Raw genomic sequence first — 15,528 nt, 5'->3', positions numbered from 1 at the left:
GGCAGATGACCGGCCACGGGCCTCCGTGGTCGTGCAGGGTAGGTCGTGCCAGGGGATGAACCCTGCTGGCCGGGGCCTCTCCTGTCTAGGGTTCTCTATTGTCTATGGTTCTCTATCGTTCCGGGTACTTCTCTTGAATTCTGGACCGGGCCCCTGAACTCCTCTCCCCGCCTCCCCCGCTTCCGGCAGGCCCTCTGCCCTCCCGACTTCATGCCTCCTGCAGCTCCCGCCTGAGCTCCCCGAGCATCTCCTCCAGGACCTGGACGAGGCGGCGCCGCTGGGCTCTCTCGGTGGCGCGCTCCACTGCTCCTTGCCGGCGCGGCGTTTGTTCACCGCGCAGGTGAACTCCCGGCCACCATGGTGGCCGTGCGGATACGTATTTCCCCGCAGGGAGCGTCGGAACGGTGATGCGGGCGGAGATCGCTCCGCCACGGATCGTGCGGACAGGGGCCAGGGCCGTCGCCTGTCCTGGCCCGGGCTGAGTCCATGCCGGGACTGCCCGCGGTCTCCGACGCCGACGGGACGCTCAGGGACGCTCGCCCGGTGTCCCCTCACGCCATCCCGATCCCACCCATCGGACCCCCGTGCCCGTGTCGAGTCTCAACCGGAGTCCCAGTTGCGCGGCATGGTGGTGGATATGGCGGATGTTGTAGACATGCCGCTCCGCCCGGGTGAACGGCCCGCCCAAGCTGTCAGCGGCGCCGAGACTTTCCGCCGTCTCCGCGGCCAGGACCTCACCCACCTTGCACCGGCAGGCGTCCCAGTAGGTGAGGAGCACGGCCCGGCTGTACGGGCGCGGGGGGACCTCGAACGGCTCGACCTCTACGGGAAGGTCGGCGAAGAGGGGGGCGAGCTGGCGGTGAAAGGGCTGCCGTCGGAAGGCGGCCTCGTCGTCGCGCCCGAGGTAGAGGTCGGTGAAGTAGAGTGTGTGGAAGACCACCTGCGAGAAGGTATGGTTCACCACGGGCGCGTCCCAGGCGGTGTCGGGGCAGGCGTCCACGGCGGCCTTGAGCGTGCTCAGGGCCGCTCCGTACTGGTTGACCAGCAGGGTCCTGAGTACCTCGAGCACGTGGGTCTCCTCCCGCTGAGCGTGTTGACGTCCCGGTGGCGCAACCTCGCTCACCGTCGGTCGGCGAGGGTCTGGGGGCGCGGTGTGAGGGTTGGACCACTTCCCTAAACCGTTGGAGGCAGGACCGGATCCTGGTGGACCGCGAAAGGATGCGCTCTGGGGTGACCGACGGGATTCGAACCCGCGACCTCCTGGGCCACAGCCAGGCGCTCTAACCGGACTGAGCTACGGCCACCGCACTCGCCATCCATTCTAGCACGGCCTCTCGCACCCCCGCTGACGCCCCCACCGAAATTGCATGGCGACCCCACAAGGAAGCGGCCGGATCGGGGCGAACCCCATCTTCGCCGGGGCGGCGATGGATCCCCATGCCAGGGCCGTGCTCAAAGACATCCCCGCGTACGTGTCGGGGGAGCGTTTCCCTGTCCGCGCGGAGGGCTCAGCCTCCCTGGTGTACCTGGCGTCCAACGAGAACCCTCTGGGCCCTTCCCCGCTGGCCCTGGAGGCGTCAGCCCACGCGAGCTCGAAGTGGGCCCGCTACCCCGACGACGACTGTGCTGAGCTGCGGGAGGCGCTGGCCGCACGGCACGGAGTCTCTGCCGCGCACGTGGTCGTGGGGGCAGGCAGTGCTGCGTTGCTCAAGCTCCTGGCAGAGGCGTACCTGGACGCCGGCCGGACGGCGGTGTACGCGTGGCCCAGCTTCCCCATGTACCCGGCGACCGCACGGCTGCAGGAGGCGGTGGAGGTCCGGGTCCCCCTGGACGGCGGCGGCCGTCATGACCTGGCCCGGATGGCCGAGGCAGCCAGGGGCGCGAGCCTGGTGATGGTGTGCAATCCCAACAACCCCACCGGGACTTACGTGTCGGAGGCGGAGCTTGGGGCGTTCCTGGACCGAGTGCCGGAGGACGCCCTGGTGGTGCTGGACGAAGCGTACGCGGAGTTCGCCCGGGCTGCGGCACCGGACTACCCGGACGGCGTGCGCTGGGTCCGCGACGGTCGACGGGTGGCTGTGCTGCACAGCTTCTCCAAGGTGTACGGGCTCGCGGGCCTGCGGGTCGGGTACCTCGTGGCACCTCCGGAGGTCGTGGAGGCCGTGGTGCGGGTGCGGGAGCCCTTCCAGGTCTCCTCCCCTGCACAGGCGGCGGCCCTCGCGGCCCTGGGGGACCAGAACCACGTGGCGCGCACCCTGCAGGTGGTGGCGGAGGGACGGACCCGGCTGCACCAGCTGGCCGAACGGCTCCACCTGCGCACCTACCCGAGCGTGGCGAACTTCGTCTGGCTCGACGTGGGTCGGCCCGCGGATCAGGTGGGGCGCGACCTCCTGCGCCGTGGGGTCGTCGTCCGGCCGGGGCCCCCAGGGGCCACGTGGATCCGGGTCTCCGTGGGCACCCCTGTGGAGGTCGACCGGTTCGAGACGGCCCTGCGTGACGTGATACCCGCGGGGGGCTGAGGCCGGCAGGCCCGTGCTCCCTCCGTGCAGAACTACCGAGCACTGCAGAGAACGCAACGTCGAAAGGGGGCTGGGCGACATGCGCCGTAGGGCGTGGGTGCTGGTAACCGTGGGCGCGCTGGCGGCGGCAGCTGTAGCCGGTGCCAGCGCAGCCCCCGCAGTGCGCCTGGACCGCAACATCAAGGTGGGGATCGTGGACACCTACAGCGGCCCGGCCGCGGTGTTCGCTAACGACGCCCTCAACGGGTTCAAGCTGGCCCTGCAGGAGATCAACCGGGACGGGATCCACGGCGCCCGCATCGAGTTCGTCACCCGGGACGAGAAGTTCAGCCCGGAGATCGGGCTGAGCATGGCGCGGGAGCTGGTCCTGCAGGAGCGGGTGGACCTCCTCGCCGGGATTCTGAGCAGTTCCACCGCCCTCGCGGTGTCCGTCTTCGCACGGGAGCAACGCGTGCCCCTCTTCGTGTGGATCGCCAAGAGCGAGGACATCACGGGGGCCAAGGGCCACCGGTACGTGTTCAGCACCACGGAGAACACTGCCATGGCGGGCAAGGCCCTGGCGGAAGGTGTGGCCCGGAAGGGCTACACCAGATTCTGGATCGGTGCCGAGGACTACGAGTACGGCCAGCAGATCACGCGATCCTTCGTGCGCTTCATGAAGCGGAAGAACCCGGAGGTACAGCTCCTGGGCCAGACCTGGTGGAGGCTGGGCGAGCCAGACCTGGTTCCCTACCTGACCCAGATCCTGCAGGCGCGGCCGCAGGCGGTGTTCTTCGGGACGGGTGGAGGGGGCATGGCCAACGTGCTCCGCACCATGAAGGTGATCGGGTTCGCGGAGCGGATCCCCGCCGCCATCCACACCGCCATCGATGCCACGGTGCTGCGACCGCTGGGCGCCGCAGCCCCGGAAGGCGTGATGGGAACCACGGACTACCTGTTCTACTACCCGGACACCCCCGCGAACCGGAAGTTCGTGCAGGACTTCCAGGCTGCCTACGGTACCCCGCCCGGGTTCCCGGCCTTCCACGGCTACGTCACCGCTCACCTCATCGCGGAAGCCTACCGCCGGGCCCGGTCTCTGGACCGCGAACGGTTCGTGGACGCCCTGGAAAACTTGCGGATCCCCAGCCCCGTGGGAGAGGTGGAGATGCGCGCTTGTGATCACCAAGTGGTCCTCCCCATGATCTTCGGGGTGACCCGACGCGACCCCCGCTTTCCCTTTCTGGTGGGAGGTGACCTCGTCACGGTTCCGCCCAGCGACGTGATGCCCACCTGCGAGGACATCGAGCGATCGCGGCGGCAGGCACGCTAGCGCCCGCCCGTCCGGGGAAGTCCGGCATGGCAGACTGGGCGGAGGAGGCGCTGGAACGCTGTCTGGACCGGGTCGAGTCCACAGCGGCTGCGGTGGGAGATCGGTTTCCCTACTACGCCGACCCGGACACGGGCGAATGGCTCTCCACCGAGGAGAGCGAGTGGTGTGGGGGCCACTGGGTGTGCGCCCTGTGGTACGCCGCGCTCCACCGTGGGCGGGAGGACCTCCGGACGTTGGGCCTGCGGCTGACCGAAGAGCTGCTGACGTACCAGGACCAGGACGACATGTTCCGGTCTGCGCTGTACTACTTTTCCTGCGCGCGGGGGTACCAGCTGTTCGGCGACGAGGCCCTGCGTCAGCACGCCCTCCGGGTGGCCCCCAAGGTTGCGGGCATGTACAACCCCCGTGCCCGTCAGTCCCCGGTGGGCCACCAGGTGCGCGTGCGGGGCGCCTCCGACGCAGGAGGCGGGCAGACGCGCTGGGGTACACACGGGAGTTTCATCACGGCGGTGGACAACATCTACATCAACCTGCTGCTGCCCTGGTGGGCCTGGAGGGAAACCGGGGAGGCCTGGTACCGGGACCTGTGCGCGGCCCACGCGGACCGCACCGTGGAGTGGTTCATGCGTCCGGATGGATCCACGTGGGAATTCATCGACTTCCACCCGGAGACCGGCGCCCCCCAGGGCCGGTGGACCTTGCTCGGCTACAGTGCCGACTCCACGTGGGCCCGCGGGCAGGCTTGGTTCATCCATGGCCTCGTCCTGGCGTATCTGCACACGCGCTGGTCGCGCTACCTGGAGGCCCTGGAGCAGGCAGTGGGCTTCCTCATGGCCCACCGGGCCCCCACGGGCGTGCCCTGGTGGGACCTCACAGACCCCAACATTCCCGCGTGCCCGGTGGACACCTCGGCCGCTGTCGTGGCGGCCGCGGGATTGGTGGAACTGGCAAGGGTCCTGGACGAGGAGGCCCGGCTGCGCCCGCTGGCGCGGGCGGGGGTCGAGCTGGCGCGCTGTGTGGTCCAGGGCTACCTGACCCCCTTGGGACGCGGGGATCCCAGGCCACCCGGCATGGTGCTCGCCGGCTGCTTCAACCGGAACGCCGGGGTGGCCCCCGAGCACGAGCTGTTGTGGGGAGACTTCTACTTGCTCGAGACCCTGCTGAGTCTCAGGTCGACGGGATATAGAGGCTAGACCTTGCCGGGCTGAGGCGTCGGCGAGGGCGGGGTGGTTGCGGGCGTGGATCTGCCTGCTGTCCTTGGCCAGGTTCTCGTGGGTCTCAGCCGGGCGATGATCCTGTTCATCGTCTCGGCGGGGCTCACCCTGATCCTGGGCGTCCTGCGGGTGCCCAACGTGTTCCACGGGTCTCTGTACATGCTGGGCGCCTTCGTGGCGTGGACGGTGGCCGAGGCCGTCGGCGCCCACCCCGCGGGCCTGTGGCTGGCCCTGGCCGCCGCCCCCCTGGTCACCGCGGCCGTGGGCCTGGTCCTGGAGCGGCTCCTGCTCTCGCGGCTGTACCACCGCGAGCACCTCATGCTCATCCTGTTCACCTTCGGGGTGATGCTGATCCTCAATGACGCGGTGAAGCTGCTGTGGGGACCCACCTACCGGTCCCTGGTGCCGCCACCGTCGCTGCAGGGCGCGGTGACCGTCCTGGGGGTCGCCCTGCCCACGTTCAACCTGGTGCTGCTGGCTGCCGGGCCGCTGGTGGGTCTGGGCCTGTGGCTGTTCACCCACCGCACCCGGGCGGGCAGGGTTGCCAGGGCCGCCGCGACCGACCGGGACATGGTGGCGGTGCTGGGCGTGGACGTGAACCGGGTCTTCGGGATGGCCTTCGCCCTGGGCTGCTTCCTGGCCGGCCTGGGCGGGGCGTTGGTGGCGCCCACCACCAGCATCATGCTGGGCATGGACCACAGCTTGCTCATCGACAGCTTCCTCATCGTGATCGTGGGCGGCCTGGGCAACCTGTGGGGCGCCCTGGCGGGTTCCCTGCTATTCGGGGTCACCCAGTCTGTGGGCCTGCTGGTCTGGCCGCAGTTCGCCGTGGCGTTCCCCTACGCGGTCACCGCGGCGGTGCTGCTGGTGCGGCCCACAGGCCTGTTGCGGTCCGCGTGGTGAGCGGCCGGATCCTCCTGGGGCTCGCATTGGCCGCGTTGGCGGCGGCTCCCGCGATCCTGCCGCCCTTCTTCCTGTACCTGCTGGCCCTGGTGCTGGTGACGGGGTTGCTGGCCACCAGTCTGAACCTGGTGCTCGGTTACGGGGGGCTGTACCAGTTCCACCACGGCGTGTTCTACGGGATCGGCGCATACACCGCCGCGGTGGGGATCACGCGCCTGGGCTGGCCCGTATGGCTGGCCTTCCTTTCGGGTCCGCTGGCCGCAGGGGTAGCGGGGCTCGTGATCGGCTTCTTCTGCGTGCGGCTGTCGCGCCTGTACTTCGGCATGCTGCAGCTGTCCCTCGGGTCCTTCGTGTGGATCGTGGCCCTGCGGTGGTACCCCGTCACGGGCGGAGACAACGGGATCCACGGGATCCCCCTGCCGCCCGTCCTGCAGACCCTTCCGGGCGCGTACGCCCTGGTGGCCGGGGGCGTGGCCGCCTCCCTGGGCGCCCTGTGGGCTGTGGTGCGGTCGCCCTTCGGGCTCACCCTGCAGGCCATCCGCGACAACCCGCAGCGGTCCGAGGTGATGGGCGTGGACGTGCGAATCCACCAGCTGGCGGCCATCGTGCTGGCGGCCTTCTTCGCGGGCGTAGCGGGGGTGCTGTACGTGGCCCTGGAGCGGTCCGTGTTCCCCAGCATGCTGTTCTGGGTCCTGTCCCTGGAGATCCTGGTGATGTGCCTGCTGGGCGGGTGGTTCACCTTCTCCGGGCCCCTGGTGGGCGCGGCGGTGGTGGTGGGGCTGCGGACCCTGTTGGGACGCCACACGGAGTACTGGACGCTCGCGCTGGGCATGCTGCTCATCCTCCTCATCTTCTTCCTCCCCGAGGGCATCATGGGCCACCTGCAGCAACGGTGGACCGCGCACCGGACCCCCTCCGCCCGGCCGGCGACCGCGGGAAACGTCCGTGGCTGAACTGCTCCGCGTCGACGACCTGCACCGCTCCTTCCAGAGGTTTCCCGCGGTGCGCGGGGCCTCCCTGTCCGTGCACGCGGGCGAGGTGGTGGCGGTCATCGGGCCCAACGGCGCGGGCAAGACCACCCTCTTCAACCTCGTCACGGGAGTCCTGCGGCCGGATCGGGGCCGGGTGGTGTTCGGCGGGGTGGACGTGACCCGCTGGCCCGCCCACCGCCGGTGCCGCGCCGGTGTAGGGCGCACCTTTCAGATCGCCAACGTGTTCTCGCGGCTGTCGGTGTTCGAGAACGTGCACGCCGCGTGCCTGGCCCACGCCCGCAAGGGCTTTGAGCTGGTCCGGCCCGCGAGCCGGTTCGCGGTGGACCAGACCCGGGAAATCCTGGAGGTGACGGGCCTGCACGGCCAATCGCACCGGCTGGCGGGGACCCTGTCCCACGGGGACCAGCGCATCCTGGAAATCGCCCTGGCCCTGGCCAGCCGACCGCGGCTGCTGGTGCTGGACGAGCCCACCGCGGGGATGTCCCCTGAGGAGACCGCCTCCACCCTGCAGCTCATCACCCGCCTGAACCGGGAACGGGGGCTTTCGGTCCTGTTCTGCGAGCACGACATGGAGGTGGTGTTCTCCACCGCCCACCGCGTGGTGGTCATGCACCAGGGACGGACCATCGCTGCCGGGTCCCCCGACCAGGTCCGGGCCGACCCGGAGGTGCAGCGAGCCTACCTGGGTGGCGAGGAGGCCGAGGCCCCGGCGGTCCGCTCCGAGACCGCGGGCAGGGCAGGCAAACCCCTGCTCCAGGCGGAGGGGCTACACACCTACTACGGGTTGAGCCACGTGCTGTTCGACGTCTCGTTGCAGGTGCGGGAGGGCGAGGCGGTCTTCCTGCTGGGCCGCAACGGCGCGGGGAAGAGCACCACCCTGAAGAGCGTGGTGGGGCTGGTGCCGCCCCGGCGCGGGGCCGTCCGCTACCGGGACCGGGACGTGGTGGGGCTGCCGCCCCACACGGTGGCCCGCCTGGGCGCGGGGTACGTGCCCGACGACCGGCGCATCTTCCCCGACCTGACGGTGTGGGAGAACCTGGAGGTGGCCGCCCGCGGCCAGGGGTACTGGACTTTCGACCGCGTCTTCGAGCTGTTCCCGGTCCTGCGGGAGAAGCGGCACCACCGGGGCAGCCACCTCTCGGGGGGCGAGCAGAAGATGCTGGCCATCGCCCGTGCGCTGGTGGGCAATCCGGACCTCCTCCTGCTGGACGAGCCCATGGAGGGGCTTGCGCCGCGGCTGGTCCGGGTCCTGGAGGATCGCATCCGCCAGCTCAAAGCCACCGGCCTCACCGTGCTGCTGGCCGAACAGAACGTGGGGGCGGCGCTGCGGCTCGCGGACCGCGGCTACGTCATCGACGATGGCCGGATCCGGTTCGAGGGCACCGTGGAGGCCCTGCAGGCGAACCACGAGGTGCGACGGCGCTACCTGCTGTTGTGAGGCGCGCGTCCACCACAGCGATGTCCGCCACGATGTGGTCACCGCCCTACAGCCCGCTCCCGGCCAGGTCCAGCACCAGGTCCAGCAACACCTGCGCCCCCTGGGCCGCGCTCCTCCAGGTGACGAACTCGTCCTCAGCGTGGCTCACGCCGCCCCGACAGGGGACGAAGATCATGGCGGTGGGTCCGAGGTCCGCCATGTACTTGGCATCGTGGCCGGCACCGGAGGTCAGGCGCAGGACAGGGAGCCCGCGCCGCCGGGCCGCGGCCTCGACCCGTTCCACCACCGCGGAGGGAAACCGCGTCGGCTCGGTGAACTGGAGCCGCTCGTGGTGGACCGTGTATCCCCGCGCGGCCAGGGCCTCGGTGCCGGTGTGGAAGGCTGTGGCGGCCGCCTCCAGCGTCTCCCGGTCCGGCGCGCGCAGGTCCAGGGTGAAGGTGACCTGTTCGGGGATGACGTTCACCGCCCCGGGGAGGACCGTCAACGCCCCGACTGTCGCCCGCACGTCCCGACCGAACTCGTCGGGTAGCCGGGCGGCGGCGAGCACCCGCTCGGCTGCGGCCAGGAGCGCGTCGCACCGCCGGTCCATGGGCGTGGTCCCGGCGTGGCCGGCGCGGCCGGTGAGGGTGTAGCGGGACCAGACGATGCCGTCGATCCCCTCCACCGCGCCGATGGCCGCACCGGCGTCCTCCAGCCGGGGGCCCTGTTCGATGTGCAGCTCCAGGTAGGCGGCGAAGCGGCTCACCCGGGCCGCGGGCTCCCCGCGGTAGCCGATCCGCTCCAGGGCTTCGCCGAAGGTCACGCCGGTGGCGTCAGTGCGGCTGTCTGCGAAGGCCCGGTCGAACCGCCCGGCCACGACACCGCTGCCGAGCATGCCGGGCTGGAAGCGCACGCCCTCCTCGTTGGTCCAGTTGACCACCACCAGCGGGCGGGCGGTGCGCACGCCGGCGTCCTGGAGGCTACGGACCACCTCGAGCGCGGCCGCCACGCCGAGCGCCCCGTCGAACCGCCCGCCGCGGATCACCGTGTCGAGGTGGGAGCCGAAGAGGACCGGGTCGGCCTGCGGAGTGGTCCCGGGACGGTGGCCGTACAGGTTGCCCACGTCGTCGACGCGGACGGCCAGCCCGGCATCCGCCATCCAGGCGGCCAGCAGGTCGCGCGCGGCCCGGTCCTCGTCCGACAGTGCTAGGCGCGTGACGCCGCCCCCGGCTGTCGCCCCGATCTCGGCCAGGCGCTCCAGCGTCTGCCGCAGCCGGGCCTCGTTCACCTGGATGTCCCTGGCGTCTGCCCGCATCCGGTCCACGCCCCCTCCCTCCCACTTGGTCGGATGATCAGAACCCCGCCGCGCGGCGGCCGGGCCTTTGCTGGGGTCACAGGGCCGCCACGGGACGACCGACACGCGAAGGCCCCGACCCGGCGTCGCGGGTCAGGGCCTCGGCGCCTGGCGGGCCCGGAGGGACTCGAACCCCCACGTGACGACTTAGAAGGTCGTGGCTCTATCCGATTGAGCTACGGGCCCGCACCACTGCCTTCAGTATACCGGACGCGCCGACCACGTGGTCGGCACCCTGGACGTCCTGCCGGGCCCCGACGGCTCCGCCGGGTCCGTCAGGCCGCCGCCTGCATGCCCAAGGCTCGGGCGCCGAGCAGCTGCAGGGCGGCGAGCAGCGCCCGGTCATCGTCTGAGCCGATGGCCCCGCCCGCCGCCTCGGCCTCGATGCCCGGCTGGATCCCCATGCCATCCACCAGCGTGCCGTGGGGGGTGAGGTAGCGGGCCACGCTGAGGCGCAGCACGGAGCCGCCCGGGAGGCGACGCGTCACCTGCACCGTCCCTTTGCCGAACGTCCGCACCCCGACCACGGGCGCGCCCGCGTCCTGCAGCGCTCCCGCCACCATCTCTGCGGCGCTGGCGCTCTCCCGGTCCACCAGCACCACCACCGGCCCCGACCAGCGCACCGGCATGGGCACAGCCGGGTAGCGGGCGCGGTCGCCCCGCCGGTCCACCAGCGTCGTGACCAGCGCGCCGGGGGCGAGGAAGAGGCTGGCCACGCGGACCGCCTCCTCCACGTACCCGCCCGGGTTGCCGCGCAGGTCCAGGATCACGCCGGTGAGCGGGGCGCGCATGAGCTCGGCCAGGACCGCGGCGGCCTCCTCGCCGGCCCCCTGCTCGAACTCCCGCAGGCGCATGTACCCAACCGTCTCGATGCGCCGGTAGGTGGTGAGCGTCACCCCGATGAGCTCGCGCACCAGCGTGACCACGACATCGTGGCCGCCCCGGCGCAGGCGGATGGTCACGGTGGTCCCCGGCAGGCCCCGCAGCCGGCGCACCACGTCCTGGGGCGGCATGCCCACGGTGGAGCGCCCGTCCACCTCCATGACGATGTCCCCGCGGCGCACCCCTGCCCGCTGGGCCGGTCCGCCCTCGGTCACCTGCGTCACCACCGGCGGGTGGACGGTCAAGTCGAGCACAACCCCGACGCCACCGTAGCCCGCCGGCTGCACCTGGCGGCCGGTGGTGGGATGGAGTAGCCGGGTGAAGGGGTCCTCCAGAGCGCGGATCATCCCCTCGATGGCCGCATGGCCGGCGTCCAGCGCCAGCGCCGGCGTCCCGAGCCGCATCCCCACACGGGCGACCGCCTCGCGTACCGCGGGCAGGTCCCGGCTCTCCACCCCAGAGAGCGTGACGGCGATGTACGCCATCCCCCGGTCGCGCAGGAAGAGGTTGAGCCCGTTCACCGCCGCCTGGAGGAGGTCACGCGGGGGCAGGATCCGGAGGTGCTGGCGGCTCAGGATGAGGTAGGCGGCCTCGAAGGCCTGGGCCCCCAGGTCCAGCGTCTGTGCCCACGCCGGGGGGGCGGGCTCGACGGGCGTCTGGGCCCGGACCGCGGGAGCCGGTCCGGCGAGGGTCAGGGCGACCAGGAGGGCGAGCGCCTGAGCCAGGGCCCCGCCGGCCATGGGTCAGGCGACCCGGTGCACGCTGAGGAAGGAGAGCACGAGGGCGCCGAGCAGCAGCAGACCCGCTGCGGCCGCGCCCAGGCCCGTCACCTCGGTCGGCCGCCGCTCCCACCCGATGGACCGGCCCAGGCTGCGGTAGACGCGCCGCAACTCGCCGACCGTCGTGGTCCGGTAGTAGGCGCCGCCGGTGATCTCGGCCATCTCCTTCAGCGTCGCCTCGTCCAGCCGCACCCAGATGCTGCGCCCGCCCAGCGTGAGGAAGGTCCCCTCCGGCGTCCCCACGCCCACCGTGTAGACCTTCACCTGCTGGTCGCGGGCGATGCGGGCGGCCTCGTGGGGTAAGACTCCCCGGTTGCTCTGCCCGTCCGACAGGAGCACTACCGTGGCGGGCGGCAGGGGGCGCGCCGGCGGCGGCGGAGGCTGGGAGAGGTCGGCGGGGCGCTCGCGTCCCGGCAGCGCCCAGACCGCTTCGAGCAGCCCGTCCCCGATGGCGGTGGCGAATTCGGTGGCCAGCATGCCGATGGCGTCGAGCACGCGGCCGTGGTCGGTCGTGGGCGGGACGATCAGGGTGGCGTAGGAGCTGAACGTCACCAGTCCGACGCGCAGGCCGTGCGGCAGCGTCCGGACGAACTCCTGCGCCGCCGCCTTGGCCGCCTCCATGCGGTTGGGCGGCAGGTCCTGCGCCAGCATGGAGCGGCTGACGTCGATGGAGAGCATCACCACCGTCCGAGTGGAGGGGACCGGCATGGGGGCCACCGGCCGCGCCACAGCGAGGATGACCGCGGCCAGGGCGGCCAGGAAGAGGGCCGCCGGGAAGTGCCGGCGCCAGCGGACGCCGCGTGCCGCCGCGGCCGCCAGGGTCGCCCCGCCGGCGAAGGTCACCGGATGGCGGGGGGGACGTCGCAGCCACCACACGTACCCGGCCGCCAGCGCGGGGACGAGGCACAGCCCCCACAGCATGCTCGGCCACAGGAAGGTCACGGTCACGGCAGCCGCCGGAACCACCACAGCGAGAGGAGCCCGCCGGCCAGCATCAGCGCGCCCGCCGTCCCGCTGAGCAGGGAGGTGATCTCCGTGCGCCGACGCTCCCAGCCGATCGACCGTCCGAGCTGGCGGGCGATCCGGCGCAGCGCCTCCCGGTCGGTGGCGGCGAAGTATTCGCCTCCCGTGGCCTGGGCCACCTGCTGGAGCAGCGTCGGGTCGAAGGGGACGAAGACGAGCCGTCCCTGGTGGGTCATCACCGTGCCGCCGGGTTGGCCCATCCCCACGGCGAAGATCTTCACCCGCGCCTCACTGGCCAGGGCGGCGGCGGCGCGCGGATCGGCGCCCAGGTTGCTCACCCCGTCCGAGAAGATGACGATGGCCGCCGGGGGCAGCTCGCTCACGTCGGGTGGCGGGCCGGACGGCGTGGGCGCCGGCCCGGGGGCGCCGGGAGCGGGCGCGCCGGGGGCTGGGACGCCAAAGGGCCCGGGGGCGCCCGGCGCGCCGGGCGCCGACTGCGGTCCCGGGCCACGGAGCTGGCGCAGCCGGTCGCCCAGGAAGCGCTCGCGCAGGGGCAGGACGCGCAGAGCCTCGGCGATGGCCGACCCCACCGCCGTGGCCTGGCGGGGCCGCAGCTCGCGCAGCGCCTCCTCGAAGGCCTGCCGGTCGGTGGTCGGCGGGACCAGCACCGTGCCGTAGTCGCTGAAGGCCACCAGGCCCACGAGCGTGCTGCCGGGGATGGCGCGCACGAGCGTGCGGGCCGCCTCCCGCGCCGCCTCCAGGCGCGTCGGCTTGACATCCTCGGCCATCATACTCCCGCTGGTGTCGATGGCGATGACCAGCGCGGCGCGGTTCACCGGCAGCGGGATGGCGGCGCTGGGCCGCGCCATCGCCACCACGAGGAAGAGGACGGCCAGGAAGTAGCAGGCCATGGGCAGGTGGCGCCGCCACGCCGCAGCCGGCCGGAAGAGAGCCGGCAGCAGGTGGAGGTCGGCCAGGCGCTGCTGGACGGTGCGCTGGCGGCGACCCATCCAGGCGTAGCCCCACGCGAGGAGCGGCAGGGCCACCAGCCCCCACAGCATCATCGGCCAGCCGAAGTCCATGCGCCTCCCCCGCTAGCGGCGCGCCACCAGGCCGCGGCGCCGGCGCCGCGTCACGAAGCGCACCAGCGGCTCGACCAGGGAACCCGCCGTCGACAGTTCCAGCACGTCCACCCCCGCCCGTCGGAACGTCTCGCGAAGGCGGGCCTGCTGCGCCGCCACCAGCGCCTCGTAGGCGGCGCGCACCCGCCGGTCGGAGGTGTCCACCCAGAGCTGCTGCCCCGTCTCGGGGTCGCGCACCGGCAGCAGGCCCACGTCGGGCAGGACCTCTTCCGCGGGGTCGCGCACCCACACGGCGATGAGGTCGTGGCGGCGCGCGAGCTCGGCCAGGGCCCGTTCCCAGCCGGGGGCCGAGAGGAAGTCGCTGACGACGAAGACCAGGTGCCGCCGCCGCAGGAGGCGCCCGGCCTCCCGCAGCACGCGCCCCAGGTCGGTGAGCCCGCCGTCCCCCTCGGCGGCCCGTCGCAGCACGTGCAGGATGCGCAGGGCCTGCACCCGCCCGGTGCGCGGCGGGACGACCGGCAGCCGCCCCGGGAAGGCCATGGCGCCCACCTTGTCGCCGTGGCGCGTGATGATGTAGGCGGCCACGGCGGCAAACTCCACCGCGGTCTCCCGCTTCAGGTGGCGCCGCGTGCCGAAGCGCATCGAGGGCGAGAGGTCCACGAGCAGCCACGCCGTCAGCTCCCGCTCCTCGCGGTACTGGCGGACGAAGAGGCGGTGCATCCGGGCGGTGACGTTCCAGTCGATGCGCTTGACCTCGTCCCCCGGCTGGTACTCGCGCACCTCGGCCAGGTCGAGGCTGGGCCCGTAGAAGAGCCCCGTGTAGTCCCCGAAGAGGAAACCGTCCAGGCGCCGGACGACGGTGAACTCCAGCCGGCGCAGGACCCGCTCGGGGGCCTCCAGGACGCTCACGGCCGGGCCCTCAGGCGGGCGCGGCGGGCGGCGCCACCTCGCCGGGCCGGGCCTCGTAGGGGTCGCCGATGTGCACGCGAGGCGGCGCCACGGCGTCGAGGACGCGCTCCACCAGCCGGTCGGGCCCGACCTCGTCGGCCAGCGCCTCGTAGGAGAGGACGAAGCGGTGCCGCAGCACCTCGGGGGCCAGGTCGCGGACGTCCTCGGGCATGACGTACTCGCGCCCGCGCAGCAGCGCCAGGGCCCTGGCGCCCAGGATGAGGTTCACCGAGGCCCGCGGGCTGGCCCCGTAAGCGATGTAGCGCTCCAGGTCGCCCAGCCCGTACTCCTGCGGGCGCCGGGTGGCGTTGGCCAGGGTCACCGCGTACTCCATCACCTTGGGGTCGACGTAGATGCGGTCGCAGACCTGCTGCATCTGGAGCAGGTCTGCGGCGCGGACCACCGGGCTGATCTCCGGCAGGCTGGCCGTAACCCGCTCCACCACCCCCATCTCCTCGTGGAAGGACGGGTAGCTGATGACGACCTTGAACATGAAGCGGTCCACCTGCGCCTCGGGAAGCGGGTAGGTCCCCTCGCTCTCGATGGGGTTCTGGGTGGCCATGACCAGGAAGGGGTCGGGCAGGCGGAAGGTCTGCTTGCCGATGGTCACCTGCCGCTCCTGCATCGCCTCGAGCAGGGCCGACTGCACCTTGGCCGGGGCCCGGTTGATCTCGTCGGCCAGGACGAAGTTGGCGAAGACCGGGCCCAGCTCCACCTCGAAGGAGCCGGTGTGCTGGTTGTAGATCCGGGTCCCGATGAGGTCGGCGGGGACCAGGTCCGGGGTGAACTGGATCCGCTTGAACTGGCAATCGATGGCCGCCGCCGTCGTCTTGATGGCCAGCGTCTTGGCCAGCCCCGGGACCCCCTCGATGAGCACGTGCCCGCGCGCCAGCAGGGCGACGAGGATGCGCTCCAGCATGAGGTCCTGACCGACGATGACCCGCTTGATCTCGTAGAGCACCCGGCGCATCGTCGCCGAGGCCTGCTGCACCGTGCTGAGGGAGACGTCCACGGGAAGCCCTCCTGGAAGTTTGCCTACATCTAATCACTACCCCGAACGAGGGTCAACGACGCCCCTTGGACGGGGCGGCGCGGGTGGGAGTTCCGCGGCCCGATCCGGGAACCACCCGGGGTCGGCCCGGCCTCAGGAGGCCGTGCAGGGT

The 15,528-nt window shown here is 72.1% G+C and carries 13 protein-coding genes and 2 tRNA genes; 6 read left to right on the top strand and 9 right to left on the bottom strand.

Features of this window, described 5'->3' with window-relative positions; genetic code table 11:
• Positions 1–526: 526 nt before the first annotated feature.
• Together RB146_09860 and RB146_09855 are read right to left on the bottom strand one after the other, a co-directional pair.
• Positions 527–1,069, bottom strand: coding sequence for a DinB family protein (locus RB146_09860; protein MDQ7829281.1), 543 nt, complete (start codon positions 1,067–1,069; stop codon positions 527–529).
• A gap of 157 nt (positions 1,070–1,226) precedes the next feature.
• Positions 1,227–1,304, bottom strand: a tRNA-His gene (locus tag RB146_09855).
• A gap of 63 nt (positions 1,305–1,367) precedes the next feature.
• On the opposite strand from RB146_09855, the gene hisC reads away from it, so the two are divergent.
• From hisC to RB146_09825, 6 genes are all read left to right on the top strand, one after another.
• A complete protein-coding gene (hisC, locus tag RB146_09850) occupies positions 1,368–2,519 on the top strand; it encodes a histidinol-phosphate transaminase (protein ID MDQ7829280.1) in 1,152 nt (383 codons plus the stop codon).
• Positions 2,520–2,598: 79 nt separating this feature from the next.
• On the top strand, positions 2,599–3,831 hold the full coding sequence (locus tag RB146_09845; protein MDQ7829279.1) for an ABC transporter substrate-binding protein: 1,233 nt from the start codon (positions 2,599–2,601) through the stop codon (positions 3,829–3,831).
• A gap of 26 nt (positions 3,832–3,857) precedes the next feature.
• The gene (locus RB146_09840) at positions 3,858–5,024 is read left to right on the top strand and encodes a hypothetical protein (protein ID MDQ7829278.1); all 1,167 of its coding nucleotides are present in this window, start codon (positions 3,858–3,860) and stop codon (positions 5,022–5,024) included.
• Positions 5,025–5,057: 33 nt separating this feature from the next.
• Positions 5,058–5,948, top strand: a complete 891-nt coding sequence (locus RB146_09835; protein ID MDQ7829277.1) for a branched-chain amino acid ABC transporter permease — start codon at positions 5,058–5,060, stop codon at positions 5,946–5,948.
• Positions 5,945–6,901: a branched-chain amino acid ABC transporter permease gene (locus RB146_09830; protein MDQ7829276.1), complete on the top strand. Its 957-nt coding sequence runs from the start codon at positions 5,945–5,947 to the stop codon at positions 6,899–6,901. The genes RB146_09835 and RB146_09830 overlap by 4 nt, the downstream gene beginning before the upstream one ends.
• Entirely contained in the window at positions 6,894–8,378 is a 1,485-nt protein-coding gene (locus tag RB146_09825) for an ATP-binding cassette domain-containing protein (GenBank protein MDQ7829275.1), read from the top strand. Before RB146_09830 ends, RB146_09825 begins: the two co-directional genes overlap by 8 nt.
• A gap of 46 nt (positions 8,379–8,424) precedes the next feature.
• On the opposite strand, the gene RB146_09820 is transcribed toward RB146_09825, so the two are convergent.
• The 7 genes from RB146_09820 to RB146_09790 form a co-directional block, all read right to left on the bottom strand.
• Positions 8,425–9,672, bottom strand: coding sequence for a Zn-dependent hydrolase (locus RB146_09820; GenBank protein MDQ7829274.1), 1,248 nt, complete (start codon positions 9,670–9,672; stop codon positions 8,425–8,427).
• Between the two features lie 148 nt (positions 9,673–9,820).
• Positions 9,821–9,897: transfer RNA gene (locus RB146_09815), tRNA-Arg, on the bottom strand.
• An 89-nt stretch (positions 9,898–9,986) separates the two neighbouring features.
• Positions 9,987–11,333 (bottom strand): S41 family peptidase, encoded by a 1,347-nt coding sequence (locus RB146_09810; protein MDQ7829273.1) that lies wholly within the window; start codon positions 11,331–11,333, stop codon positions 9,987–9,989.
• A gap of 3 nt (positions 11,334–11,336) precedes the next feature.
• Positions 11,337–12,320 carry a VWA domain-containing protein gene (locus RB146_09805; protein ID MDQ7829272.1) on the bottom strand — a complete coding sequence of 328 codons (984 nt, stop codon included), beginning with the start codon at positions 12,318–12,320 and terminating at the stop codon, positions 11,337–11,339.
• Positions 12,317–13,417, bottom strand: coding sequence for a VWA domain-containing protein (locus tag RB146_09800; protein ID MDQ7829271.1), 1,101 nt, complete (start codon positions 13,415–13,417; stop codon positions 12,317–12,319). Before RB146_09800 ends, RB146_09805 begins: the two co-directional genes overlap by 4 nt.
• 12 nt (positions 13,418–13,429) lie before the next feature.
• Positions 13,430–14,326 (bottom strand): DUF58 domain-containing protein, encoded by an 897-nt coding sequence (locus RB146_09795; GenBank protein ID MDQ7829270.1) that lies wholly within the window; start codon positions 14,324–14,326, stop codon positions 13,430–13,432.
• Between the two features lie 10 nt (positions 14,327–14,336).
• Positions 14,337–15,335 carry an AAA family ATPase gene (locus RB146_09790; GenBank protein MDQ7829269.1) on the bottom strand — a complete coding sequence of 333 codons (999 nt, stop codon included), beginning with the start codon at positions 15,333–15,335 and terminating at the stop codon, positions 14,337–14,339.
• Between the last annotated feature and the right edge of the window lie 193 nt (positions 15,336–15,528).

Source organism: Armatimonadota bacterium, from assembly GCA_031081585.1.
GTDB lineage: Bacteria > Sysuimicrobiota > Sysuimicrobiia > Sysuimicrobiales > Humicultoraceae > Geohabitans > Geohabitans tengchongensis.
This window is presented reverse-complemented; position numbering and strand designations above follow the sequence as displayed.

Coding starts and splice junctions, on each gene's coding strand:
- RB146_09800 (MDQ7829271.1), bottom strand. CDS start 13,417: ATGGACTTCGGCTGGCCGATGATGCTGTGGGGGCTGGTGGCCCTGCCG.
- RB146_09790 (MDQ7829269.1), bottom strand. CDS start 15,335: ATGCGCCGGGTGCTCTACGAGATCAAGCGGGTCATCGTCGGTCAGGAC.
- RB146_09810 (MDQ7829273.1), bottom strand. CDS start 11,333: ATGGCCGGCGGGGCCCTGGCTCAGGCGCTCGCCCTCCTGGTCGCCCTG.
- RB146_09840 (MDQ7829278.1), top strand. CDS start 3,858: ATGGCAGACTGGGCGGAGGAGGCGCTGGAACGCTGTCTGGACCGGGTC.
- RB146_09820 (MDQ7829274.1), bottom strand. CDS start 9,672: ATGCGGGCAGACGCCAGGGACATCCAGGTGAACGAGGCCCGGCTGCGG.
- hisC (MDQ7829280.1), top strand. CDS start 1,368: ATGGCGACCCCACAAGGAAGCGGCCGGATCGGGGCGAACCCCATCTTC.
- RB146_09845 (MDQ7829279.1), top strand. CDS start 2,599: ATGCGCCGTAGGGCGTGGGTGCTGGTAACCGTGGGCGCGCTGGCGGCG.